21 protein-coding genes are annotated in these 25,001 nt (G+C 45.5%); 20 read left to right on the top strand and 1 reads right to left on the bottom strand.

Going from position 1 to position 25,001, the window contains the following annotated elements; translation table 11 throughout:
• Positions 1–5: 5 nt before the first annotated feature.
• The 13 genes from larE to AB4Y93_RS04580 all read left to right on the top strand — a co-directional run bounded on the left by larE (position 6) and on the right by AB4Y93_RS04580 (position 14,484).
• Positions 6–809 carry an ATP-dependent sacrificial sulfur transferase LarE gene (gene larE, locus AB4Y93_RS04520; protein ID WP_441889423.1) on the top strand — a complete coding sequence of 268 codons (804 nt, stop codon included), beginning with the start codon at positions 6–8 and terminating at the stop codon, positions 807–809.
• A 34-nt stretch (positions 810–843) separates the two neighbouring features.
• Positions 844–2,313: a gluconokinase gene (locus tag AB4Y93_RS04525; protein ID WP_441889425.1), complete on the top strand. Its 1,470-nt coding sequence runs from the start codon at positions 844–846 to the stop codon at positions 2,311–2,313.
• 29 nt (positions 2,314–2,342) lie between these two features.
• Positions 2,343–3,098, top strand: coding sequence for a nickel pincer cofactor biosynthesis protein LarB (gene larB / locus AB4Y93_RS04530; protein WP_441889427.1), 756 nt, complete (start codon positions 2,343–2,345; stop codon positions 3,096–3,098).
• Positions 3,098–4,063, top strand: coding sequence for a LarC family nickel insertion protein (locus AB4Y93_RS04535; RefSeq protein ID WP_441889429.1), 966 nt, complete (start codon positions 3,098–3,100; stop codon positions 4,061–4,063). The genes larB and AB4Y93_RS04535 overlap by 1 nt, the downstream gene beginning before the upstream one ends.
• A gap of 28 nt (positions 4,064–4,091) precedes the next feature.
• The gene (gene larC / locus AB4Y93_RS04540; RefSeq protein ID WP_441889431.1) at positions 4,092–4,580 is read left to right on the top strand and encodes a nickel insertion protein; all 489 of its coding nucleotides are present in this window, start codon (positions 4,092–4,094) and stop codon (positions 4,578–4,580) included.
• 13 nt (positions 4,581–4,593) lie between these two features.
• The gene (locus tag AB4Y93_RS04545) at positions 4,594–5,238 is read left to right on the top strand and encodes a HupE/UreJ family protein (protein WP_441889433.1); all 645 of its coding nucleotides are present in this window, start codon (positions 4,594–4,596) and stop codon (positions 5,236–5,238) included.
• 205 nt (positions 5,239–5,443) lie between these two features.
• Entirely contained in the window at positions 5,444–9,175 is a 3,732-nt protein-coding gene (locus AB4Y93_RS04550) for a glycosyl hydrolase family 18 protein (protein WP_441889435.1), read from the top strand.
• Between the two features lie 225 nt (positions 9,176–9,400).
• Positions 9,401–10,420: an ATP-binding cassette domain-containing protein gene (locus AB4Y93_RS04555; RefSeq protein ID WP_441889437.1), complete on the top strand. Its 1,020-nt coding sequence runs from the start codon at positions 9,401–9,403 to the stop codon at positions 10,418–10,420.
• Positions 10,417–11,220, top strand: coding sequence for an ABC transporter permease (locus AB4Y93_RS04560; RefSeq protein WP_441889439.1), 804 nt, complete (start codon positions 10,417–10,419; stop codon positions 11,218–11,220). The genes AB4Y93_RS04555 and AB4Y93_RS04560 overlap by 4 nt, the downstream gene beginning before the upstream one ends.
• A 158-nt stretch (positions 11,221–11,378) precedes the next feature.
• Positions 11,379–12,230: an aldo/keto reductase gene (locus tag AB4Y93_RS04565; protein WP_441889441.1), complete on the top strand. Its 852-nt coding sequence runs from the start codon at positions 11,379–11,381 to the stop codon at positions 12,228–12,230.
• A gap of 34 nt (positions 12,231–12,264) precedes the next feature.
• The gene (locus AB4Y93_RS04570; protein ID WP_441889443.1) at positions 12,265–12,663 is read left to right on the top strand and encodes a cupin domain-containing protein; all 399 of its coding nucleotides are present in this window, start codon (positions 12,265–12,267) and stop codon (positions 12,661–12,663) included.
• A 123-nt stretch (positions 12,664–12,786) separates the two neighbouring features.
• Positions 12,787–13,197, top strand: a complete 411-nt coding sequence (locus tag AB4Y93_RS04575; RefSeq protein ID WP_441889445.1) for a hypothetical protein — start codon at positions 12,787–12,789, stop codon at positions 13,195–13,197.
• A 123-nt stretch (positions 13,198–13,320) separates the two neighbouring features.
• Positions 13,321–14,484: an FAD-dependent oxidoreductase gene (locus tag AB4Y93_RS04580; RefSeq protein ID WP_441889447.1), complete on the top strand. Its 1,164-nt coding sequence runs from the start codon at positions 13,321–13,323 to the stop codon at positions 14,482–14,484.
• A 241-nt stretch (positions 14,485–14,725) separates the two neighbouring features.
• Here the strand turns inward: AB4Y93_RS04580 and AB4Y93_RS04585 are convergent, their stop codons facing one another.
• Positions 14,726–17,032, bottom strand: coding sequence for a helix-turn-helix domain-containing protein (locus AB4Y93_RS04585; RefSeq protein WP_441889449.1), 2,307 nt, complete (start codon positions 17,030–17,032; stop codon positions 14,726–14,728).
• A gap of 116 nt (positions 17,033–17,148) precedes the next feature.
• On the opposite strand from AB4Y93_RS04585, the gene AB4Y93_RS04590 reads away from it, so the two are divergent.
• From AB4Y93_RS04590 to AB4Y93_RS04620, 7 genes are all read left to right on the top strand, one after another.
• Entirely contained in the window at positions 17,149–18,654 is a 1,506-nt protein-coding gene (locus AB4Y93_RS04590; RefSeq protein ID WP_441889451.1) for an extracellular solute-binding protein, read from the top strand.
• 188 nt (positions 18,655–18,842) lie between these two features.
• Positions 18,843–20,402: an extracellular solute-binding protein gene (locus AB4Y93_RS04595; RefSeq protein ID WP_441889453.1), complete on the top strand. Its 1,560-nt coding sequence runs from the start codon at positions 18,843–18,845 to the stop codon at positions 20,400–20,402.
• An 85-nt stretch (positions 20,403–20,487) separates the two neighbouring features.
• On the top strand, positions 20,488–21,441 hold the full coding sequence (locus AB4Y93_RS04600; protein WP_441889455.1) for an ABC transporter permease: 954 nt from the start codon (positions 20,488–20,490) through the stop codon (positions 21,439–21,441).
• A 22-nt stretch (positions 21,442–21,463) separates the two neighbouring features.
• Positions 21,464–22,339, top strand: a complete 876-nt coding sequence (locus AB4Y93_RS04605; protein ID WP_167279815.1) for a carbohydrate ABC transporter permease — start codon at positions 21,464–21,466, stop codon at positions 22,337–22,339.
• 358 nt (positions 22,340–22,697) lie between these two features.
• Complete coding sequence (locus AB4Y93_RS04610; RefSeq protein ID WP_441889458.1) at positions 22,698–23,120, top strand: hypothetical protein; 423 nt, start codon at positions 22,698–22,700, stop codon at positions 23,118–23,120.
• Between the two features lie 19 nt (positions 23,121–23,139).
• The gene (locus AB4Y93_RS04615) at positions 23,140–23,499 is read left to right on the top strand and encodes a winged helix-turn-helix transcriptional regulator (protein WP_441889460.1); all 360 of its coding nucleotides are present in this window, start codon (positions 23,140–23,142) and stop codon (positions 23,497–23,499) included.
• 191 nt (positions 23,500–23,690) lie between these two features.
• Positions 23,691–24,851 (top strand): MFS transporter, encoded by a 1,161-nt coding sequence (locus AB4Y93_RS04620; protein ID WP_441889462.1) that lies wholly within the window; start codon positions 23,691–23,693, stop codon positions 24,849–24,851.
• The last annotated feature ends 150 nt before the right edge of the window (positions 24,852–25,001 follow it).

Raw genomic sequence — 25,001 nt, forward strand, 5'->3', positions numbered from 1 at the left:
TGGAAGTGCCTAATGAAAAATATGTTGCCTTGCAGGAGATCCTTCGCGAGATGGGATCTGTTGTAGTTGCCTTCTCCGGTGGGGTCGATAGCACCTTTTTGCTTAAAGCGGCCGTGGAAACACTTGGAGCAGGGAATGTTTTGGCTGTGACAGCAGATTCGGAGTCCTATCCGACCAGCGAGCTTGAGGAAGCGAAGCAATTAGCAGCGTTGATCGGAGTGCAGCATGAAGTGATTTCGACTTCAGAGCTTGCTATACCGGGATATGCGGAGAACAACAAGAACCGGTGTTATTTTTGCAAAAGCAGCTTATTTGATCATCTGACTCCTCTATTGGAGCAAAGATCTTTTTCCAATCTCGTTTATGGGGTTATTGCAGATGACAAAAATGAACATCGTCCGGGAATGATTGCAGCAAAGGAAAGAGGAGTTAGAGGTCCTCTGCTAGAGGCTGATTTATATAAACAAGAGATTAGAGAGCTGTCGAATGCCTTTGGTCTACCGACTTGGGATAAGCCTTCCTTTGCCTGTTTGTCATCGCGGATCGCTTATGGCGAGATAATTACCAATGAGAAGCTCCAGAAGGTGGAACGTGCTGAAGCTTACCTGAAGTCGCTCCATATTCGCCAAGTGCGCGTGCGTACGCATGAAGAGATTGCTAGAATAGAAGTAGAGCCAAGCGATATGCCGCTTGTTCTTACACATCATGAGGCTATCACTTTGCAGCTTCAAGCTTTTGGTTATAAATACGTTACGCTTGATATGCTTGGCTATCGAAGCGGTAGTATGAATCGATCATTACATTTATAAATGGAACTGGCCGTAGAAAAGGAAGGTTTATCGAATGTCTAAATACGTAATCGGGCTTGATGTTGGTACGACAAGTGTAAAAGCCTGTATTTTTAATCGAATTGGCAATCTTGTTGCAGAATCTGAGGAGCTCATTCAATCCGAATATCCGCAGGTAGGATGGGTTCAGCAGGATGCTGCAGCTATAGAGAGATTGTCGGTATTAGCTGTTAAGCAAGCTATTCACAAAGCAGGAATAGAAGCAGATGAGCTGACTGCAATAGGCTTCTCTGCGGCTATGCATTCCCTTTTACCTGTAAGCGAAGATGGCCTTCCGTTGTCGCCTGCCTTTATTTGGTCAGACAGCCGAGGGACGGATCAAGTGGAACGCTTATCGGAGGGAGACCGTCAGCGCTTTTATGCGAAGACGGGTACACCGATTCATCCGATGACACCTTTCCTGAAGCTGCTGTGGATGAAAGAGACTGGATTTGAGCCCTATCAGAATGCTGCTTTCTTCATGTCTATCAAGGAATATCTGATCTATTGCTGGTTTGGCAAAAGAGTCATTGACTACTCGATGGCATCCGCTACGGGATTATTTAACCCTTCTGCAATGGCATGGGATGCAGAGTTACTGGAGCTCACAGGCATTTCGGCAAGTCAGCTGTCAGAGATTGTAGCGCCAACCACCCTGTTAGGGGGAATGAAAGCAGAAATCGCAGAAGAGATGGGTATTGCTCCTTCTCTGCCTGTTGCCATTGGTGCAGCCGACGGTCAGTTGTCCAATCTGGGTATAGGCGCTTTGCTTCCAGGTGAAGTTGTGGTATCGGTTGGAACAAGTGGAGCGATCCGACAAGTGACCAATCAGGCGAAAGTAAGCAGCAAGGGCGAGACGTTCTGTTATTCCTTCACGCAGGACTCCTACATTATTGGCGGTCCTACCAATAACGGCGGTATTGCTCTGCAGTGGCTGAAGCAATTGCTCAATGATCAAGGCAGCTACGAAAGCTTTCTTGAAGAAGCAGGACAATCTGTTCCGGGAGCTGAGGGGCTTCTATTCCTTCCGTATATTAACGGTGAGAGAGCACCGCTGTGGAATCAACGGGCAAGAGGTAATTTCTACGGCATGACGATTGCACATACCAAAGCTCATTATGTACGGGCCGTGCTGGAAGGCATTACGTTTAATCTGTATCAAATCGGCCGAGCGCTTGAGCAGCTGGCGGGTCCTCCCCAAAAGATATATGTCAACGGCGGCTTAGCACGATCACCAATCTGGCTGCAGATGATGGCTGATATTTTTGAAGCGGAGATTTATGTGTCCGAGAATCACCACAGCGCAGCATGGGGTGCCGCTTGGCTTGGACTTGTTGCCATTGGGGAAGAGAAAGATTTGACTTCAATTAAGCACAATATCCCTATGGGAGAGGCTGTGTTTCCGAATCTTGAGAACAGCTGGATTTATAAAACTATTTATAACCGGTATGAGAAATTGGCAGCGAGTATAGCAGCATTGTTCTAAAGATCTGATGCGGCTTAAGAGGTGAATAGATGCTAGAAGATGTGCTGAGACAGGTACAGGGTGGCAAGCTTAGCGTAGAGGATGCAGCTAAACAGCTGGCGACTTTCGAGAATCTAGGCTTTGCGAAGGTTGATCATCACCGCAAGAAACGCCAGGGCTTCCCTGAAATTGTGTATGGAGAGGGCAAATCGGCAGACCAGATTATTGGGATTGCGAAGGCTTTACAAGCGCAAAACCATGAGGTGCTTATTACCCGGATATCGCAGGAAAAGGCTGAGCAGATTCAGAGTGTATGCACGGATTATAGGTATGATCCTGTAGCTAGGCTGCTATTCTGGAAGCATGCCGACAATAAGAAGAGCAAGCTTAAAGGATATATTGCCGTTGTGGCAGCCGGTACGTCGGATCTAGCTGTTGCGGAAGAAGCAGCCGTAACGGCTGAAGTGCTTGGAAGTGAAGTGCGCCGCTTCTACGATGTTGGTGTGGCAGGCATACATCGCCTGCTGCATCATGCGGAAGAGATTCAGCAGGCAGCTGTTTCGGTTGTTGTGGCTGGAATGGAAGGCGCGCTGCCCAGCGTAGTAGGCGGGTTAGTTGCACATCCGGTTATTGCGGTACCGACCAGTGTGGGCTATGGTGCCAGCTTTAACGGATTATCGGCTCTTCTTACGATGCTGAATTCATGCGCCTCCGGCATCAGTGTAGTCAACATAGATAACGGATTTGGCGGCGGCTATAATGCTGCTCTTATCCATCAGCTTATAAATAAAGGAGTCGCTCAGTAATGAAAACCTTATATATTGATTGCTTCTCCGGCATTAGCGGAGATATGTTTATCGGCGCTCTTCTTGATGCAGGTGGTGATTCCGCTTTATTGCAGGCAGAACTGAAAAAGCTCCAAATCAGCGATGAGTACGCTCTTACCTGGAAACATGTGATGAAAAACGGTATCAAAGCGCTTAAGTTTGATGTCGAGCTGAAGCAAGAGAGGCATAGCCACAGTCATGATCACGATCACGGACATAGCCATGAACACGATCAGGGGCATAGCCATAAACATGATCACACTCACGATCATGGGCATGATCACGGACACGGACATAGTCACGAGCATCACCAAGAGCACAATCATGAGCATAGCCATAGTCACAGCCATTCGCACGAACACGGCCACACACACGATCACGATCATCACAGCCATTCGCACAGTCATTCGAATGATCACGGCCACCATCACCATGATCATCGCGCATACAAGGACATCGTCCAGCTTATCGAGAAGTCAACTTTAGCTGATGCGGTCAAGCAGACGGCACTTCAGATATTCAAGAAAATCGGCCAAGCCGAAGGGAAGATCCATGGTCTTCCGCTGGAACAGGTTCATTTTCACGAGGTAGGAGCTGTTGATTCCATTGTGGATATCGTTGGTGCTGCTATTCTGCTTCATCAGCTGCAGATTACAACGGTGAAATGTGCTCCTGTACCGGTTGGAGTTGGTAAAATCCGGATTGACCATGGGATTTATCCAGTGCCAGCTCCGGCAACTCTCGAAATGCTGAAAGGAATTCCGATCGAGCAGTCTACGATCAGGGCGGAGCTGACGACGCCTACCGGAGCAGCTATTGCAGCTGTTCTTGCCGAGAGCTTTGGACCAATGCCTTCGTTCAAGGTTGAGGCAATCGGTTACGGTGCAGGGACCAAAACGTTCCCGGATCACCCTAATGTTTTGCGTGTCGTGATTGGCGAGTAGCTCTCTTTAGAATAGGAGTCGGGCGGAAATGATAAATCAGCCGGCGTATGAGCATGAAGACAATGGAATGCTCAAAATGGAAGTAAACCTGGATGATATTCCGGGCGAGTGGCTTGGCTACGTGATGGACTTGCTGTTTGAGGAAGGCGCTAACGATGTTTTTTATACGCCAATCTATATGAAGAAGAATAGACCCGGAACCATGCTGCAACTGTTATGCGCTCAGGATAAAGTGGAGGCTATGAAGGACATTTTGTTCCGTGAGACAACAACGCTTGGCATTCGGTATTATCCGTTAACGGTTCATCGGCTGGAGCGGGTATTTGAGTCTGTCATGACCGAATGGGGCTCCGTTACCGTGAAGAAAGGTCTCTATCGGGGAGAAGTTGTCCAGTGGGCGCCAGAGTATGAAGATTGTAAACGGATTGCAAATTCTCTTGGCATTCCTCTTAAACAAGTTTATGATAGAGTTCGAATGGAACAAAATGGTTATAGAGAGATAGACAAGAAGGCTTAGGAGGCTTATTTGGATGGGGAGTTTAATAACGGTACTGCTTCTTGGCCTGGTACTCGGGATCAAGCATTCGATTGAACCCGACCATATTATTGCGGTCTCAACGATGGTAAGCAACCAGAAGAAGCTATGGCGTTCGACGCTGACGGGTATTTTCTGGGGAATCGGTCATACCTGCACTTTATTTATTGTTGGAATGGTGCTCGTTCTGTTAAAGGGAGAGCTGCCTGAAGTATGGGCGATGTCTCTTGAATTTCTGGTAGGAATCATGCTGGTCTATCTGGGCTACAAAAACTTTGTTTCGGTTAAAGTCGCCTATCAGCACTCTCATCAGCATGAGAAATCTTCCCTCGTGAAAGTGACGATCATCGGCTTTATACACGGTCTCGCCGGAAGTGCGGCGATGGTTATTCTGACCTTGTCTACCGTCGAGTCAGTATGGGAATGTGCGTTATATATTCTAGTGTTTGGTGTTGGAACCATTACAGGCATGCTGATCTTTACAACGATACTAGGTATTCCTTTTGTATACAGCAAGTCGAACTTTAGATGGAACCGCGGTCTAATGCAGACTGCCGGTACAATCAGCTTTTTATTCGGCCTTTATTATATGTACAACCTTGGGGTTACAGAGGGATTATTTGAGTTGTGGGTGAAGTAACCAACAGGCAAACCTTATGAAGAAGACGTTATCTCTCGAGTCGAGGGAGAAACGTCTTTTTTTGTATCATCATATATTCCCCCTCTTCCAAACCTTATAACGTTATAATATCCCTTCATAATGGAAATTTCCACCTTAGCAATTTGCCCTTCCTGTTCCATGATAGATTTACTAGAAATTAACAACTTTAATGAGATTAACTAACATGGTGGTGATAAATGGGAAGATTGCCGACATTATGGAGCGATTGATCTGCAGCGGAGTCAAGCAGCGAGCCGACTACAAATCCAAATCCAATCCAATAGAGGTGAAATCATTGCATTTATCTATGATGAGAAAATCATTTTGGAATCTCCCCTTGCTATTAGTGGTTTCGATATTGACCGGTATACTGGCATTTACCCCAAATGCTCATGCGGAGGAAGGGGCTGATGCTCCTGTGAAGACAGGGCCAGCTAATCTGCGTATTGCAAAAGACGATAATGGAGCGGATATCATCTCGCATAACTCGGTTAAGATTGCATGGGACATGATTGGTGATGAAACGAATAAGAATGACATCGATGTCTGGAATGCAGATACCAATGCATGGATGACTTGGGGAGACCGGAGTAAACAAGAAATCGGCGCATTAACGCCGGAAACGACCTACCGTGTTTATATTACGTGGTTTGCCGACCGGCCGTCGCTTGAATATAAGAGTAATGTGATTGAATTTACGACAGCTGCCGATACAAGCGAATATCCCGAGCCTCCGCTTTCTCCACCTGGTCATTTGCAGACAACAGCGGTTACCGATTCCAGCATTACGCTGAAGTGGTCGGGCAGCCCTGGTGCCAATGGTTATGATCTTTATGTGAATGGCGGCTGGAAGCAAGGAATCTGGGATGGCTCGAATACCGTGACGTACACGCTTCCCGAAGGAGGGAATACAAACGGTACCAGCTATAAATTCGAGGTTGGAGCTCAGAACCTTCCGAAGGTATCGGCAAACAGCAATCCTGTGACGATTACATGGGGAGAGCTCGCTGCACCAAGAGGGCTTCAGGCAGTGACGACAACTAGAACGGTGGCATCACTTGGTTGGGCGGAGACAGCAGGAGCAACTGGCTATGACATCTACGCCAACGGACAACTTCTTGGTTCCAGCAGCGAGAATAGATATGCAGCAACGGGACTTAATGAAGGGGAATCTTATAGCTTTAAAGTTGTTGCAAAAAACGCGCTTTGGCGTTCGTCTGACAGTGAAGAGATAACCGTTGTTCCAGGCTCTGATTACAATATTGTCTCGTATTATACGCTTTGGTCTCCGAGCAGCACGGGACGCAACTTCCATCCATCGGACGTAGATGCATCGCAGATTACACATGTAAATCTGGCCTTTGCGGATATATGCTGGAGAGGATTTGGCTCCGGTACTGCAGCATGCCAGAATGCTGATGTTCCTACCCAAACCAACTATGTCTTTGACGGTGAAATCATAGTTGGAGATCCTTCAGTGGATCTTGATCTGTTCCAGGAATGGGCAGCTATCCGGGAAGCTAATCCCCATCTGAAGCTGATTATTTCCGTGGGCGGCTGGTCGTGGTCGAATAACTTCTCGAATATGGCCAGTACAGAAGAGACACGGCGCGCTTTTGCCAATTCCGTTGTGAAGTTCCTACGGACCTACAAGCTGGATGGCGTCGATATCGACTGGGAATATCCAGTGGAAGGCGGCGAGGATGATAACTCACGTAGTCCTGAGGACAAGGCAAACTTTGGTCTGATGGCTCAGGCGGTAAGGGATGCACTGGACGCTGCAGGATCGGAAGACGGCAAGTATTATTTGCAGACGATAGCTTCAGGGCAAGGCGATAACTTTGTTGCCAATTCGGATCTCGGCCAATCATCCGATTATCTTGATTTTATCAATATTATGACTTACGACTACAGCGGCAGCTGGGATAACCTTGCTCACCACAACTCTCCGCTTTATTATGATAAGAAGCATCCGAAGGATTATGCAGAACGTAATAATGTGCTTGGAGGCGTACTTGGGCATCTGAATGGCGGGGTACCCAATTATAAGATAAATATAGGCATTCCATTCTACGGCAAAGGATGGATTGGCTGTCCTGCAAGCGGTGAGTATCAAACGTGTACAGGCGCTACGCCATTTGGTACATGGGAGAACGGCATTTTTGATTATACCGATATTGAAGACAACTACCTGAATCATGAAGGTTATATCCATTATTGGAACGATGAAGCCAAAGTATCTTATCTCTACAATGCGGAAAATGGTGTATTTCTCACCTATAATGATGAATCATCGATGATGTATATCGCTTCGCTTGCGAAGTCGCTCGATTTGTCAGGAGTGATGAGCTGGGATATAAGCGGCGACCGCAATCGGACACTTACAACACGTCTTGCCAAGGATCTTCCGATCACAGGAACTCCTGAAAGTGATGCCCTTTCCGCGCCAACTGATTTGCAGTCTATATCGCTAGGCAGCCGCAGCATTAAGGTTAAATGGAATGCGGCAGAGCAGGCGACAGCTTATGAAGTGTATGTGAATAAAGCACATGTTGGCACAACAGCAGGAACAGAGTTTGCGATCTCGGACCTCAAGCCTGATACAGGATATTCTATTGAAGTTCTTGCCATTGAAAAAGAAGGAGAAACGCTGAAATATGTATCAGCCTTTAGTAATCTGCTGACAACGAAGACAGCACCAGTGAAGATTGCATCACCTGATTCATCACAGCCTGCTGCACATGAAGGGCTGGATACGGATGTTACGAAAGACGGAGATAAGCTGCTGGTCAGCTTGCCAAGTGAAACGGTTCTGAAAGAAATCGCTGCTTCCACGTCTACAGAATTCCCGATTATTGTAACTGGTGAAGGCAAGCAGATCGAAGTTACGCTGTCTAAAGAAATACCTGCAGCAATTGCAGCCAAAGGCAAAGACTCGACGATTATTGTCCGCTGGAGCGGAGCAGAGTTCAGAATTCCGGCAGCAGCATTGCCTGCTGGTACGGATATCCGCATCTCCATTGAAGTCCCGGCAGTTGAAACGGTTAATGTGTGGAAGAAGCTTTTACAACAGGAAGGTATATCTTTAATTGAAACGCCACTTATTTTTACAATTGAAAGCAAAAATACGAATGGAACGTTTAGTGAAATCAAAGACTTCGGAGATTATTTCCTCTCGCATTCCTTTACTTTGAACGGGTCAGCTATCAATAAAGATCAGACGGCTGGTGTAGTCTACGTACCAGAATCCAATGAACTGCGGTCAGTACCGGTTACTTACACGGAGAATGCTGATGGGACAGTAACGGCTGAACTGAAGCGGAAAGGCAACAGCATATACGGTTTGGTGAAAACGGAAGTTTCCTTTACCGATACATTGGCGAGCTGGGCTCAAAAGGACGTATGGCAGGCGGCAGCCAAGCTGATCGTTAAGGCAGAGTCAGATGGCAAGTTCGGAGGCTCGCGTGAGCTGACTCGTGCCGAATTCACTTCACTAATCGTGAGAGCACTTGGTATTTTGCCTGATGATTCGGCTTCCTCCTTCAAGGATGTTCCAACTGGTTCGACCTACGCGGCAGATATTGCGGCAGCGCAGAAAGCTGGTCTTGTAAACGGGAAAGGGAACGGATGGTTTGACCCTTCCGCGGCCATTACCCGTGAAGAAACCGCAGTTATTCTAGCGAAGGCTCTTGCGTACTCAGGAGCTGCGAAACAAGCGGATCCAGCTGTTCTAAGTCGGTTCGTTGATCACTCTGCTGTGTCCGGCTATGCAGAGACCTCCATTGCTCTTCTAGTAGAAAGCAGCATTATGAACGGAGTATCCACCAGCAAACTTGCACCACAAGCGCATGTAACTAAGGAGCAGGCAACTGTGCTAGTCATGAAGACATTACGTTACGCCGGCTTATCGAATTAATGGCTAACCGCCCGATTCTTTCGGGCGGTTTTCTTTTTTTAGGACAGTTTTCATTCTCTGGACGATTAAGGAATACATCTGCAGGCTGATTTAGTAGTAAACGATTTGGTTTAAGCTTAGAACATATTTTTGGCGGATTATAAAATGTAAGGTTGATCGTTTAAATTCAGTTTAAAAATGTACGATAAGCTCATCACATCAACAATTTCTGGGAGGAAACAGGAAATGGACTATAGAGTTAATTCGAAACAGCCAAACAATGGTGATTGGGCTGTTGAAGCAGAAGGGCTCGTCAAAATATTTGGCGACAACCGTGCAGTGGACGGGGTTGATATGCATGTGAAAGCAGGCACGATTTATGGAGTTCTTGGGCCAAACGGGGCAGGCAAAACAACAACCATTCGAATGCTGGCAACGCTGCTTCGGGCGGATGCAGGCTCGGCTCGAATCTTTGGACATGACGTGGTAAAGGAATCGCAAATCGTTCGCCAATTAATTGGTGTCACAGGGCAATATGCCTCGGTAGATGAATCCCTTAGCGCAACGGAAAACTTAATTATTTTCTCCAGACTGCTTGGACTTGGACGTGCGGAATCGAAGAAGAAAGCGGCAGAACTGCTTGAGGAATTTGGGTTAACCGAAGCGGCAAAGCGTCCGCTAAAAAACTTCTCCGGCGGTATGAGACGACGTCTGGATCTGGCTGCAAGCCTTATCGCACAGCCACCGCTTATTTTCCTTGATGAGCCAACAACAGGACTTGATCCCCGTACACGCTCGCAAATGTGGGATACCATTCGCCGCTTGGTCAACACAGGTTCAACGGTCTTGCTGACTACACAATATCTCGAAGAAGCCGACCAGCTGGCGGACCGGATTGCGGTAATTGACCGCGGCAAAGTTGTGGCTGAAGGAACTGGCGATGAATTGAAACAATCGGTGGGAACTTCATCTTTGCACCTTAGAGTAGAGAATCAATCCGACATCGAGAACGCCCGGCAAACGGTGGAACAGGTTCTTAAAGTTCCGGCTACATTGACGAGTGAAGCAGCGAAGATTACTGCGCCTATGGCGAATGCGGATTTGATTACAGACCTCTTAATTGCCCTTCGTGAAAAAGGAATTACATTGTCTGAGGTTAGTGTGCAGAAGCCAACTCTCGACGAAGTATTCCTGACGATTACGGGACATGGCGTTGAAGATGAGAAAACCAAAGATACAAATAGAGCGGAGGCAGTAACGGTATGAGCACTTCAGTAAAAACAGGTCATTTAAAAAACCATACGAGTTTTATTCAATCCGTAAAAAATTCACTTACGATGGCGTACCGCGGCGTACTCAAAATTCGCCGCACCCCAGAGCAGTTATTTGATGTAACGCTGCAGCCGATTATATTCACGCTGATGTTTACCTATATTTTTGGCGGAGCTATTTCCGGTGATGTACAGAGCTATTTGCCGGTTATTATTCCCGGTATTCTTGTTCAAACCGTTATTTCAACCTCTATCGTAACGGGTGTCCAGCTTCGGGAAGATATGGATAAGGGCGTATTTGACCGCTTTAAATCACTGCCAATTGCTCGTATTGCTCCACTAGCCGGGGCCTTATTAGCGGATACCATTCGGTATACGATTGCCACTGTACTTACGTTCGCTATGGGCTATATCATGGGCTACCGTCCAGACGGCGGCTTTGAAAATGTTCTTTTGTCCGCGCTGCTTGTTATATTTGTATCTTGGTCGGTTAGCTGGATCTTTGCATTCTTTGGTGTCATTGCTCGTACGGCTTCCAGCGTACAAGGGATCTCCATGCTTATATTATTCCCATTAACCTTCCTGTCCAATGCATTTGTTCCGGTTGATACCATGCCGAAATGGCTGCAATGGTTTGTAAACGTCAATCCGGTTACGCATGTCGTGTCTGCTGTCCGGGAATTAACGAACTCGAGTACAGTTGGCTGGGATCTTGGTATCTCTCTGCTTGGCGCAGTTGCCATTGTTGCAGTCTTTGCTCCAATTACCGTGCGTGCTTACATGCGTCGGACATAATAAATGAAGAGGCGGTTTAGGACGAATTTAAGTCCTGAACCGCCTTTGTTTTTTTGAACCGAGAGGATTAGGCAAGCATTTGAGATGATTAAGATAACGGTGGCTAAGACATCTGGTACATAATAAAGAGGTGAAAAAGATCGACAGGAGGATATAATATGAAAAATGTAATTTTGAACAATGGTGTTCAGATGCCTATACTCGGTTTTGGTGTTTTTCAGATGACGGATCAAAATGAATGTGAACAAAGCGCTTATGACGCTATTATGGCAGGCTATCGGCTGATTGATACAGCAGCCTCTTATATGAATGAAGAAGCAGTTGGCAGAGCGATCAAGCGAAGTGGCGTGGCAAGAGAAGAACTGTTTATTACCACGAAGCTGTGGGTTCAAGATACGGGTTATGAAAAAACAAAAAAAGCAGTCGAAAAAGCATTAGCTAGATTGCAATTGGATTATTTGGATCTTTATTTAATACATCAGCCATTTGGCGATGTACACGGTTCTTGGCGTGCAATGGAGGAGCTATATCGTGAAGGTAAGATTAGAGCGATTGGCGTAAGTAACTTCCATCCCGACCGCCTGATTGATTTGATTATTCAGAATGAAGTTGTTCCTGCCGTTAACCAGGTTGAAACACATCCTTTCAATCAGCAAATTGATAATGCAAAATTCATGAAAGAGAACAATGTTCAAATTGAGTCCTGGGCGCCTTTTGCTGAGGGGAAAAACAACTTGTTCCAGAATGAAGTATTGGCATCCATCGCTGAAAAGTACAATAAATCTGTTGCCCAGGTGGTATTACGCTGGTTAACCCAAAGAGATGTTGTTGTTATTCCGAAGTCTGTGCGTATAGAAAGAATCAAAGAAAACTTCAATATCTTTGATTTTGAGTTAAACCAAGAAGATATGGAGTCAATTACAGCATTAGATACGAACGAGAGCCTGTTCTTCTCACACCGTGATCCTGAGATGGTGAAATGGATCAGCAATCGTAAATTGGATATTTAATAAATCGAATAAAAGAAGAAAGTTGGTAGCCTCAATGGCAAACGAACAATTAAGTAATAGTACAATCTTTCCTTTGGGACAAAAAGTGGATCCAAATTATTTTATCGGGGATGCATTCTTGCAGATGGTTTTTACGGATCCAACCCCACTTAATGCACCAATCGGAAATGTAACCTTTGCTCCAGGAGCTCGCAATAACTGGCATACTCATAAAGTTGGACAAGTATTGTTAGTGACGGGCGGTGAGGGCTGGTATCAAGAAGAAGGTAAACCAGCGCAATTAATCAAGACTGGTGATGTCGTGAATATCCAACCAAATGTGAAACATTGGCATGGCGCGACAAAAGACAGCTGGTTTGTACACTTAGCCATTACTCCGGGACAGACGGATTGGTTAGAAGCTGTTGATGATGAAGCCTATAGTAAGTTATAAAAGGAATTAAACAAACAAACGCATCGAGTCCTAGACTTGGTGCGTTTATTATATGTTACGTTCATTTCCAGCAACTTAAACAGCAAACGAAACGTTGGTTATGTTGAGAGGTGACAACAGACAATGTTCAAATACATATCCGTATTTATTTTGGGGCTTTCTTTGGTTTTAGCTACAGGCTGCTCGAAGGAAACCCCTTCAAAATCTCCAACACAAAATGAATCATCGTCAGTGGAATCTGACCTGATCGGTACTGTGAAAGTCGAAAACATAGGTACAGAAACAAAGGTTAGTTACACGTTCAAAAATCAAAGCAACACAAAGGTGACCGTTATTGGAGGAGCTCACTACAAGCTGCTCCTTGATCATGAGATCATTGAGGAAGGCTCTGTACCCGTTAAAGATTATATTGATTTGGAGCCTGGAGGAGAGTTTACGGATGGGAAGACATTCGTGCATTTACTAGCGGGTTCGTACCAAGTGGAAGTAGAGTGGGACAAGACAATCGCTTCTGCTGATTTTATAAAGGATTAAAATGGCACGTCCTACGACAGGACGTGTCATTTTATTTCCGTTTAAATTCGGTTTAAGTAGGCAGGTTATTATAGTCATATAGCAACAACAAACTAACATTACTTCATATAGGAGCTGATTATTATGACAACAATTAACTCACAGAAAAAAATCGCAATTATCGGTGGTGGACCTGGTGGACTTACGCTCGCTTTAATTTTGCAGAAGCATGGCATTGCAGCAACGATTTATGAACGTGGCGGTGTGGAGGGCAATGCTGAGCGTGGTGGATCACTCGATATTCATGAGGATTCTGGACAGTTCGCACTGAAGGAGGCTGGGCTGCTTGAGCAATTCCAGGCCATTGCCCGTTATGAAGGTGAAGATTTCCGGTTGTTTGATAAGTCCGGCAACATTTATATGGATGAAGTGGCAGAGGAAGATAGAGACGGCGGCCGCCCAGAGATTGACCGCGGCGATCTATGTGATCTCCTGCTGAAAGATCTGAATCCGGAAACGATTCGTTACGGCTATAAGTTTACAGAAGCGATTCCGCTGACTGACGGCAGACATGAGCTTCATTTTGACAATGGAGAGACAGAGCTTGCTGATCTTGTTATTGGGGCGGATGGTGCTTTCTCTCGTATTCGACCACTTCTGACGGATGCCAAGGCAACCTATACAGGGCTTAGTATGGTAGAGCTCCATGTGGATACAAATGAACATCCGGATCTTGCTGCCTTTAATGCGAGAGGCAAAGTATTTGCACTGGACGATTGTAAGGGGATTTTGGCTCAATTAAACGGGGACGGAAAAATCAAAGTGTACTTAACCTTTACGGCTGAGCAGGAGTGGATCGATACTTGCGGTATTCCGTTCGACCAGCCTGAGGAAGCGAAAAATCAGCTGCTAACGCATTTCGAAGATTGGGACGGTATGCTCAAAAATTATATTCGATATGCAGATCATACGGTTCTGCCTAGACGGATCTATATGCTGCCAGTTGGTCTGAAGTGGGAACGGAAACCAGGGGTCACACTGATTGGAGACGCTGCCCATCTGATGTCTCCTTTCGCAGGAGAAGGCGTAAATCTGGCGATGCTTGATGCGGCTAAACTTGCGCTTGCTATTGTGGAACACGACGATATCGATGATGCAATCCTAGCTTATGAGGAAAACATGTATCAATACTCCTCGGAATCCGCTCAAGGATCGGATGACAATTTGAAGCTGATGTTCTCCGAAAACGCCGCCGCTAATCTTAAAGGTTTGTTTGATGATCTGCATGCTCAGTTTGCTCAGCAATAAGGAAGGAGATAATTCTACCTTATTGGATTTATGTGTTGAAAAATCGGATTAAGGGCAAACGGAGCATTTCGAATGATTCTGTAGAAGCAGAGTTAATGCTTACGATGCAGCTTTCTTTCAGAAAGCTTTCAAGCGTTCGCTTTTGCTCGGGGGATTCCTACCTAATTTAGCTTATTCATAGGAATCCTCGAGCAATGGCGATCGGAAGAACATTCGAATGCGCAGTGCGCTGCTCTAACTATCACGATGAAACATGTTTTTCTCTGTACTGCCCAGGCGTAATCCCTTCCAGCTTACGGAACGAACGGATGAAGTTTTGCGGATTGTTGTAGCAAAGACGTGCGGCAATGTCTTTGATCGAAATATCCGTCTCTCTCAGCCACTTCTTGGCCATGCTGAACCGGTAAGTCGCCAGATATTCGCTGAACGAGCTGTTTGTCTCTTTGCGGAAAACGCTGCTCAAGTAATTGGCGTTATAATTAAGCCTTGAAGCACATTCCTCGAGCGAAAGATCACTATCATAATGATGATGAATCAGATCGATGATTTTCTCCGATATATTATGATATTGAGCATCCTGCCGATCCCGGAAGATTTGTATCATCGGATGAATTACTCTCGTCCAGAACCACTCCTCGATTTCCGGCACCGTATTCAAATGAAGCAGATCCTCAAATAAAGAGCTTTTGCCAGGATGAATCTGATTAAGGCTAATCCCTGATTCTTGTTTCACAATCAATAGACTATTCAACAATCGAACTAGCGGAAGATGATATTCTTGCGGCGACATCTGATCTGAGAAGACAGGTCCAAGAAAGGAGCGGAGCAGCTCCTTCGATTTATCCTTATCTGCTATTTTGATCGCATCAACAAGCTCGTTCTCTAGATGGCTCGGATAGCTGATATTCAAATAATGCTTGCCTTGGTTGACGTTCTCGTACTGAATGACAATGCCTTCCCCTAACTTGAGACGATGCTTCAGCGCATCCAAGCCTTCTTGATAGGCGAGTGAGATATGCGCTATTGAATCAAAAGGCAAGCTGATACCGATGCTGACTTTTAGCTCCAGCAGCATTTGGATTTGCTGCTGCAAATGCTCGGTTAATTCAAATAAGGCGGTCTTGAAGTCGTTTATCTCTACCGTTGCACTGCCAAATAAAGTCGCTACGGTATGATCGATCGTCACTGAACCAAGCCTGTTGCCTGCAGGAATAAGTTCTTCAATCATATTATGAATGGCGAATAACAGCAGCTCTGTATCGCGTTTCTCATAGCGGGTCCCATCCAGTGAATCGATCTGGAAGGTGACAACAGCCAGCGATTCCCAAGCCTGAAGCTGCGTGCTGTAGCCAAACCTCTCCAGCTGTTCAGTAAGATCGTTATTTTTAACCTGACCTTGGAACGCTTTGGCTAGGAATAATGTACGAACCTGCTTAAGATGCTGCTGCAGCTCACTCTCCAGCTGGGTCTTGGATTGAAAGAGCTGTTGAATCTGTTCGCCTATCGCTTGGAATTCATTCTTACGGTTCTGCCGAATCTCCGGGGTGCGAACGTCCATCTGCTTCAGCAGCATTTGAATAGGGGAATACATCCGGCGGGAGCCAATCCATGCGAGCAGCATCGTAACAAGAAGCATGAATAAGCATAGGACAAGAGTATAGATACCAATCTTTTGCGATTCCTTCGTCAAGCTGGCAATAGAGGTGAATGAGAGATAGATCCAGCCGTTGGTTGGCGATTTATAGTATGTGACCGAGTACTTCTGATCGTTAATGAGCGACATGAATTGCCCGGATTGCTCGTTCAGCTTCTCTGCATCAGTAAAACCGGTAACCGATACGGATTGACCAATCACTGAATGGTCGGGGTGAAGCAGGATACGATGCTTGTCGTCCAAAACCATCGTTGTATCCGATTGCTCGGGATCGTATTGCAGTAAGGTCTGCAAGCTGCAGGAAGGGATGTTAGCCATGATGAGCCCGTATGGATTGCGTTCAGTGACCGGCAGTTTTTTGATCAGGCTAATGTTATATTCGCATTTGTTGCTGTCTGCGCTTTCTTCGCTATAGAACCAGACGGATGGATTCATCGTCCATGCGGTATCCTCGTTGGATTGAATGAGAGCTGAAAGCTGTTCATGGTAAGCATATTGATCAAACCGATATAGACCGGAATTTTTGATCATCCAGTTATGGCGGCTATTGATCAGCACGACGTCCTCCAGCTTTGTATCAAAGGATTGCATATGAAGAAGCTCATCACGCAAGTTGTCATATAGAGTGAAATCGCTTACATTTAAAGGGCTGTTCATCGCTTTTTTTAAGACGTTGGAGTTGATGACCTGATTTAAAGTATGGTTGACAGTTGTCAGGATTTGATCTACATTGGCATTAATTTGTACAAGAAGTTGATATTTTCCTTTATTTACATCTTTTTGGATTTCGTTTGATGAAGTGACGTATGAAAAGATGCCGATGAATAATACGGGCAATGTGCTTAACAAGAAACCGAAGACGGTCATTTTGGTTAGAAAGCTAAAAGAGCGCATCAATTACCAACACCTTATCCTCTTTATATGTCTACATTGTAGGTCATTTACCATCGATTGGACAATAATCATTAGATCCTAGAGTAATCATTATTGCAGATTCAGGGGGAATTTCGATGTTTCTAAAGGATGTAATCAGCAGAAAGAAGCGAATCTGCGGAATAGTGATAGCGGCGATTTTCCTTAGTTCATGCAGCAATCAAACCGGATCAGAAGGATTAGAGAAGAGTCAATCCCGGCCAGTCATCACGATTATGGCTCCACTTCATTTTCCGCAGGGTCCGGATTCATCACTCGTTCAGCAGCTTGAAGAAATGACGGGTGTAAAGCTCATGATCGACTGGGTTCCCGACGAGATTTATACGGATAAGATGAATGCGGCATTAACGATGAATTCACTCAAGAAAGCGACGTTTGTGAAATATACCGATTACATATTTTTAAAGAGCGCGATTCGCTCCGGCATGTTCTGGGAGGTTGGGCCATACTTGGACGAATATCCTAACCTTAAAAGGTTAAATGATAATATACTAAGCCAAACGGCTGTTGATGGTAAAATATATGGCTTGTATACGGAGCGGCCATCTTCCAGGCAAGGTGTTATTCTAAGGGAGGATTGGCTGGAAAATCTCCAGCTTGAAACTCCGAAAACAATTGACCAGCTCTATAACGTATTGAATCAGTTTACAGTCAAAGATCCGGATCAGAACGGAAAGGATGATACTTTCGGGTTAACAGATCGGAATGATCTTGTATTTGGGGCCTTCAAGACGCTTAGCTCCTATTTTGGCACCCCAAATAACTGGATGGCTCAAGATCATCGTATTATTCCTGAGTTCGAGACAACGCAGTATAAAGATACGATGAACTTTATGAAGAAGCTGTATGATGAGAAGCTCATTAACCAGGATTTTGTCGTGACAAGCAAGGATATTCAGCGAAATATGCTCATTAGTGGAAAAGCTGGTGTTTATATCGGCAGTATGACGGATGTACAGCGGCTATCGAATGAAGCAAAGCAGTTTAATCCAGAGGCGCGCTTTACAGTCGTGAACCGGATTGAAGGACCTGAAGGCTACAAGGTATGGTCGATTCCGAATTTCAATGGGCTGTTCCTGTTCTCGAAGAGCGCGATTAAGACGGAGGATGAGTTGAAGCAGGTGCTTGGCTTTTTTGACCGAACCATGGAAGCAGATGCCGCAAACTTGATGAAATATGGAATAGAAGGCAGACATTATACACTGGCAGGCAAAGAAGTGCAGCTTCCTGTTAAGAATGAACAGCTGCGTATTGACGAAGTCAGCCCGCTGTATTCTTTGATGATTGCAGATCTGAGTAATTCCAATCTGATGCAGGTCGCACAGGAAGATCCGCTGCTAGCGTTAGCTGAGAAGCTGAGCGTCGATAATGAGAAGTTTATCGTCAAGGATCCAACCGTGAACCTTGAATCCGTTGCTTTTGACGAGCATAGCGAAGATTTGAACCAGATCATCAGCGATGCGACCTATCAATATATTCTCGGTCAAATGGATGAAGCGGGATTTGATCAAGAGATCGAGAAATGGCGGCGTAGCGGCGGCGAGCAGATTATTGAGGAATATACGAAATCCTATTTTGAATAGAAGGGTAAGAAGTCCGCCTCGTGTCTGTGAGGCGGATTTTTTTGTTGTCATTCGAGAGGATCATAATCATTTCTTCAGATCAGGCCAGATGAGCGGTTAATGTGTACGAATGATTGTATCCGTAATGAATGGGCGGGAGGTATGGTTGATCTGCAGCACATCCAATATCGAGGTGGAGGCCAATGAGCATGAACAAAAAGGGGTTTGCTTTTCTATTAGGAACGGTAATGAGCCTCAGCATGGTTCTTACTGCATGCAGCAGCAATAATAACAGTCCAGCGAATAACGGGGGCAATCAAGCAACACCAACCACAAGTACGGAAGCGTCACCGGAGGTATCGGAACCAGCAGCGGAGGAGCCAACAGAGATTACGATTATGCTCCCGCTTAACGTTGCACAGACACCACCTGACACGATTAAGAATGAGATCGAGAAGCTGACGAATACGAAGCTGACGTATCAATTTTTCCCGGCTGACACCTATGAAGATAAACTGAACACGACCTTGGCTACCGGTGGTCTCCCGCAAGTTACGTATTTGAAAAACCAAGCGACTTTCGTTCAAATGAAAGGTGCGATCCGTGACGGTCAGTTCTGGGAGATCGGGCCTCTGTTAAGCGAATTCCCGAATCTCAACAAGCTGAAGCCTCTCATCTTGAACAATACGAAGGTAGACGGCAAGCTGTATTCGCTGTATATCGGCAGGCCTCTTGCCCGTCAAGGCATTATATACCGCAAGGACTGGGCGGACAATCTTGGACTTAAGACGCCCGAGACGGTAGATGAAGTGATTGCGATGGCCAAAGCTTTTACCGAACAGGATCCAGATGGGGACAAAAAAGCAAACACGATTGGACTCGCCGATCGGAATGACTTGGTCTATGGTGCATTTAAGACGATTGCCTCCTGGTACGCTACGCCAAATAACTGGGGCGAAAAGGATGGAAAGCTGGAGCCAGACTTCACCTTCCCACAATATACAGCAGCTATGGACGCGATGAAGCAAATTCGTGATGCTGGGGCCATGAACAAAGATTTTGCAGCAACATCCAAAACCGACCAAATCAGCTTGTTCACAAGCGGCAAGGCTGGCCTTTACATCGGCTCCATGTCGGACATCGATTCTTTGAATAAAGACCTGATCAAAAACGTTCCAACAGCAGATGTTGATACATTAGCGCTTATTAAAGGGCCAAACGGAGAGCAAGCTACTTGGGCGATTCCAGGCTACAACAACGTTGTCCTGTTCCCTAAATCTGCAATCAAAGATGAAGAGGCGTTAAAGAAAGTACTGGCGTTCTATGACAAATTAATGACGCCTGAAGTTGCGAACACCATGTTCTGGGGAATTGAAGGTACGCATTATACCGTTGAAGAGGGCAAGGCAAAGGTAACGGAGGATGGCGATCTGATCGAACGTGAAGTGAAAGGGTTCAAGGACAGTCTGATTGGTGAAGCAGAGACCAATGGCATGTACGAAGGGTTCTATACATTGCCAGGACGCATTCATGCGGAAGAGTTTACGAAAGAGAATGAGAAAATTGCCATCATGGATCCGACGGCAGCACTTGATTCCCCGACCTACACAGAAAAAGGGGTAGAGCTGCAAACTCTCATTACGGATGCGACCTACAAATATATTTACGGTGAAATCGATAAAGCCGGCTTTGATAAAGCGGTCGAAGAGTGGAAAAAACGCGGCGGCGACAAAATTATTGAAGAGTTTAATGCGGTGTACAAAAAATAATTCGTTCCAAGCAGGGAAAGCCGAAGAGGCTGGCTGATCCGTCAACCGCCTCTTCGATCTACACATGAAGAGAGGAAGAAGCAGGATGCGGGAAGTGATCGTTCACCCGGAGCAAGTGCAGGCGCCTAGAACAGGAAGCGGGATCACGAGGCGTCTTCGCCGCAATATATGGCTGTATGTCATGGTGCTGCCGGGACTCCTCTATTTTTTGATTTTCAAGTATGCGCCAATGTTCGGTTTGATTATTGCGTTCCAGAACTTTAAACCTTTCAAGGGGATCAAAGGAAGTGAATGGGTAGGTTTTGAGCATTTCAACCGTTTATTTACCGAACCCGATTTTCTAAACATATTGAGTAACACGTTAATCTTGTTTGGCTTTAATTTATTGTTTTATTTTCCAATTCCGATTGTACTGGCTTTAATGCTGAATGAGCTAAGGATGAATTCATTCAAACGATTGTTCCAAACCCTAATCTATTTGCCGCATTTTATGTCATGGGTCATTATCGTATCGATCAGCTATGTGATGCTGACGATGGATGGAGGGATCGTAAATGCGGTCCTTGAACAGTTCGGATTGGAAAAAATCAATTTTCTGCTTAGCCCGGAATGGTTCCGTCCAACTTACATTATTCAGGTCATCTGGCGGGAAGCTGGCTGGGGAACCATTATTTATTTGGCGGCTATGGCAGCGATCGACCCGCAGCTGTATGAAGCAGCACGTATGGACGGTGCGGGACGAGTCCAACAAATCTGGCATATTACGCTTCCAGCCATTCGCAGCGTTATCATCGTTCTGCTCATTCTGAAGATCGGCGATGTATTGGAGCTTGGCTTCGAGCATGTCTATTTGCTGCTGAATGCGATGAACCGGGATGTGGCGGAAATTATTGATACGTATGTATACACGGCGGGATTAAAGCAAGGGAAGTTCAGCTATAGTACAGCGATCGGACTGTTTAAATCCGTTATTGGGCTTGTCATGGTCATTTCTGCAAACAAGCTTTCCAAGAAATTCGGATCAGAAGGAATCTATTAAGCTATGACCAGGAGGAATCAGCATGATACAGGATCGCACATTAGGAAGCCGGCTGTTTGGCATCGTGAATTTTACGCTGCTCGCGATCTTTTCGCTAGCCACCGTTCTCCCGTTCATCCATGTCGTGGCCGGCTCTTTAACGACAAGCGCGGAGATGGCAGTCAAGAAATTTATTATTTTCCCGACAGATATAAGCTTTGAAGCTTATCGCTTCGTCTTCTCGACGAATACGATATTCCGTTCCATTGCGGTATCGATCGGAATAACCCTAATCGGTACAGCCTTCAGTATGCTTGTTACTTCGATGATGGCATACGGCTTGTCCCGCAAAGATCTCGATGGCCGCAAGGGCTTGATGTTTATGGTCGTATTCACCATGTTGTTTAATGGGGGACTTATACCTACCTTTCTTGTTGTAAAAGAACTTCATTTAATCGATACGTACGCGGCGCTTATCTTACCGCTCACGATTAGTGCGTTCAACATGATCATTCTCCGCAATTTCTTCCAGAACATACCGGAGGGGCTGGAGGAATCGGCGAAGATTGACGGCTGCAGCGATTTTGGTATCCTGTTCCGAATTGTGCTCCCGCTGTCAATGCCGGCTATTGCGACCATTTCACTTTTCTATGCTGTAACCTATTGGAACACGTACTTGAATGCGATTTTGTACTTGAACGACAGCAAAATGTGGCCGATTCAGGTGCTGCTGCGTCAGATCGTTGTTCTCGCAAGCGGCTTTGATTACAGCTCCAGTCTTGACGGGGCCGTACCTCCACCAGATCAGGCGGTGAAGATGGCGGTTATCGTAGTCGCTACCCTGCCGATCCTGGCAGTATATCCTTTCCTTCAGAAGCATTTTGCGAAAGGCGCGCTGCTTGGTTCGATTAAGGGGTAACTTAGCCTGAGTAGTCGTCGCTGATGCAGGCTGGCTGTTTAGAGTGAGGGAAGCTCATTAATTAGTGAGCTAAACCGCCGTCAAAAGGCAGTTACAGCAACGGATTTTGACGATAATGAGGGCAGCCTCACTCTTAGTGAGGCATGACGTGAGAATAAGGCGGAAATCCTCACTATTGCTGAAGAATCATCATTTTCAGGGGAATAGAAAGCGAAAAACCTCACTAATAGTGAGGTTTTTCGCGCGTAAACGGATATATAAGGTGCGCGAGGATGGGTTCAGAAGTAGTGTGCAGAATTGGTTAATTGTGGTAAAGTCAGCATATAGCGGCGAATCCCATTGTACATGGAGGGATCATTTGAACAAGATAGGCTGTATTCTTTTATTGGTTATCGTTATTTTTACTGGATGCAATCGTTCTTCATCCTTATTGGAGGAAGTAAACTTCAACCATCTGAATAAAGAGGTTAGGGCATTTGTTGATCAGTTCAAAGACCGGAATGGGATCTTCTTATATTCTCGAGTAGGTGAAGAAGAATACTTTATCGTGAACTATGCAACAATTCAGCAAGGTGAGCCGAAGAAATTCCTGGAAGACATTCATGCGGAGATCCGCGGTCAAGTCTTTACAATTATAATGAATGAACAGGAGACATCTGATCTCCACGATGAACGGTTGAAGAAACTTTTTATTTACAAGCTTAATAAAAATCAAAAGACTGATAGTATACAAGTCATTAAGAATGGAAAAGCGATACCCATTGATAGTGTGGGCAGCTGATGATAGTAGGAGGGAAAACATGGAAGCCAATAATGAAGCAATCAACAATGAAAATACAGGCTCAAGCATTTGTGAAGTTCTGCAGATTTTAGGAGCGAAATGGGCTTTCCTCGTGCTTGAGGAGCTGATGAATGGACCACTTCGATTTAATCAGCTTCAACGGAATATATCGGTCGTGAAGACCCAATCTTTAACGAATACGGTTCGTCATCTGGAGAACAATGGTCTTGTTTTCCGCCAAGTGTTCCCAACTGTACCCGTATCCGTGGAGTACTCGCTGACGGAGAAGGGCAGAGATTTTCAAGCTGCACTCAGAGAGATGGAGAAATGGGTTCAAAAATGGGGCGACTCACCTCATCCAAGGCATAATCGTACTTAAATAGAAGGTTCCTTAAAACCGCAAGAGCTTCGTGCTCTTGCGGTTTTTGTGTTACAGTTACTTACCAAATGGTTAGTTACTCCAAATAGATGGATTATAGCAAAACAAATTGCGTTCTTACTAAAAGTAAGTTGCTTCGTTATAATCCGAATATAGCAAGCAAATGAAGAGGAAAGAAAGGAAGTGCAGTTATGAATCGAATGGTCATTTATGTCTTAATGATAGCGGTATTCTTTACCGCAACCTCGGAGCTCGTGATCGCTGGAATCTTAAATGTATTAGCGGATCAAATGCAAATATCGGTAAGCCTTGCTGGACAGCTTATAACGGCTTATTCGCTCGCTTTTGCCATTGGAACACCAATTATTATCACACTGACAGTCAAATATCCGAGAAAAAAGCTAATGCTTATGGCAATCGCCGTTTTTATATTAGGCAATTTGATTTCAATTGTAAGCACCAGTTTTATTGTATTAATGGCAGGACGGATGATCCTAGGTGTAAGCTCAGGTGTTTTTATGGTGGCGGCATTCAGCGCAGCAGCAAAGCTGGTGCCGGTTGAAAAAATCGGCAGTGCAATGGGGACGATCATTCTCGGGTTCAGCAGCGCTATGATTCTTGGTGTACCGCTTGGAGTTGCTCTAACCAATATGTTTAACTGGCAGATGATCTTTCTGGTCCTCGGAGCAGGAGGGATTGTGGTTCTGATTGGCCTCACTCTTCTGCTGCCGCAGATTGAAGGTGATTCCTCGGTTCCTTTCAAGCAGCAGTTAGGTGTATTAGCTAATCCGGTCATTTTCTTCGCACTGCTGCTTGTTTTGTTTAGAGAAGCTGGCAACTCCGTTATGTTTACGTATATCGCTTCATTCCTTAGTTCAATTCTTCATAGAAGTACAACTGAAATTGGCATGATGATGCTGCTGCTCGGTATTGCAGGTGCGGTTGGCGCACGGATTGGAGGCTCAGCTGTAGACAAATGGGGCAGTGCCAAATTAATTATGATTGGAGTCATGATCCATGTCGTAGCTCTTCTTCTTCTGCCTTTAGCCATCCATTCCTTCCCGCTCGCTCTTACACTCCTGTCCTTGTGGATCATGTCGATGTTTACATTAGGTCCGGCTACACAAACCTATTTCATCGAGAGAGCTCCTCAATCCTCGAATCTCATCATCAGCTTGAACATTTCAGTAACTCAGGTTGGGATTGCTGCCGGCGCAGGTGTTGGCGGAATGGTTGTAGATTGGAACGATACGGTCCTTTACAATCCATTAGTAGCAGGCATTGTTCTAGTTCTCGCCCTTGTCGCAGCGGCTGTGTCCATTAGAAAGAGCAGACAGATTGCCCGAGTGTAAAGCATACTGGCTTATAACGAAAGTGGCCGTGCAGGTTTATACAGCACGACCACTTGTTTTTTTGTTCTCCCAAAAAAACGGTTAAGTGCAGCGGAGCATTTCGAATGATTCTGGAGAAGTGTAACGTTCGCTTTTGTGAGGGGATTCCAA

Source organism: Paenibacillus sp. YAF4_2 (genome assembly GCF_052113225.1).
GTDB lineage: Bacteria > Bacillota > Bacilli > Paenibacillales > Paenibacillaceae > Pristimantibacillus.

Bases quoted from the DNA above. Each gene is read 5' to 3' on its own strand.
- AB4Y93_RS04590 (WP_441889451.1), top strand. From the start codon at position 17,149: ATGTTTCTAAAGGATGTAATCAGCAGAAAGAAGCGAATCTGCGGAATA.
- larB (WP_441889427.1), top strand. From the start codon at position 2,343: ATGCTAGAAGATGTGCTGAGACAGGTACAGGGTGGCAAGCTTAGCGTA.
- AB4Y93_RS04615 (WP_441889460.1), top strand. From the start codon at position 23,140: ATGGAAGCCAATAATGAAGCAATCAACAATGAAAATACAGGCTCAAGC.
- AB4Y93_RS04585 (WP_441889449.1), bottom strand. From the start codon at position 17,032: ATGCGCTCTTTTAGCTTTCTAACCAAAATGACCGTCTTCGGTTTCTTG.
- AB4Y93_RS04560 (WP_441889439.1), top strand. From the start codon at position 10,417: ATGAGCACTTCAGTAAAAACAGGTCATTTAAAAAACCATACGAGTTTT.
- AB4Y93_RS04570 (WP_441889443.1), top strand. From the start codon at position 12,265: ATGGCAAACGAACAATTAAGTAATAGTACAATCTTTCCTTTGGGACAA.
- AB4Y93_RS04600 (WP_441889455.1), top strand. From the start codon at position 20,488: ATGCGGGAAGTGATCGTTCACCCGGAGCAAGTGCAGGCGCCTAGAACA.
- AB4Y93_RS04525 (WP_441889425.1), top strand. From the start codon at position 844: ATGTCTAAATACGTAATCGGGCTTGATGTTGGTACGACAAGTGTAAAA.
- AB4Y93_RS04580 (WP_441889447.1), top strand. From the start codon at position 13,321: ATGACAACAATTAACTCACAGAAAAAAATCGCAATTATCGGTGGTGGA.
- AB4Y93_RS04595 (WP_441889453.1), top strand. From the start codon at position 18,843: ATGAACAAAAAGGGGTTTGCTTTTCTATTAGGAACGGTAATGAGCCTC.
- AB4Y93_RS04535 (WP_441889429.1), top strand. From the start codon at position 3,098: ATGAAAACCTTATATATTGATTGCTTCTCCGGCATTAGCGGAGATATG.
- AB4Y93_RS04555 (WP_441889437.1), top strand. From the start codon at position 9,401: ATGGACTATAGAGTTAATTCGAAACAGCCAAACAATGGTGATTGGGCT.
- AB4Y93_RS04545 (WP_441889433.1), top strand. From the start codon at position 4,594: ATGGGGAGTTTAATAACGGTACTGCTTCTTGGCCTGGTACTCGGGATC.
- larC (WP_441889431.1), top strand. From the start codon at position 4,092: ATGATAAATCAGCCGGCGTATGAGCATGAAGACAATGGAATGCTCAAA.
- AB4Y93_RS04575 (WP_441889445.1), top strand. From the start codon at position 12,787: ATGTTCAAATACATATCCGTATTTATTTTGGGGCTTTCTTTGGTTTTA.
- AB4Y93_RS04565 (WP_441889441.1), top strand. From the start codon at position 11,379: ATGAAAAATGTAATTTTGAACAATGGTGTTCAGATGCCTATACTCGGT.
- AB4Y93_RS04605 (WP_167279815.1), top strand. From the start codon at position 21,464: ATGATACAGGATCGCACATTAGGAAGCCGGCTGTTTGGCATCGTGAAT.
- AB4Y93_RS04620 (WP_441889462.1), top strand. From the start codon at position 23,691: ATGAATCGAATGGTCATTTATGTCTTAATGATAGCGGTATTCTTTACC.
- AB4Y93_RS04550 (WP_441889435.1), top strand. From the start codon at position 5,444: ATGGTGGTGATAAATGGGAAGATTGCCGACATTATGGAGCGATTGATC.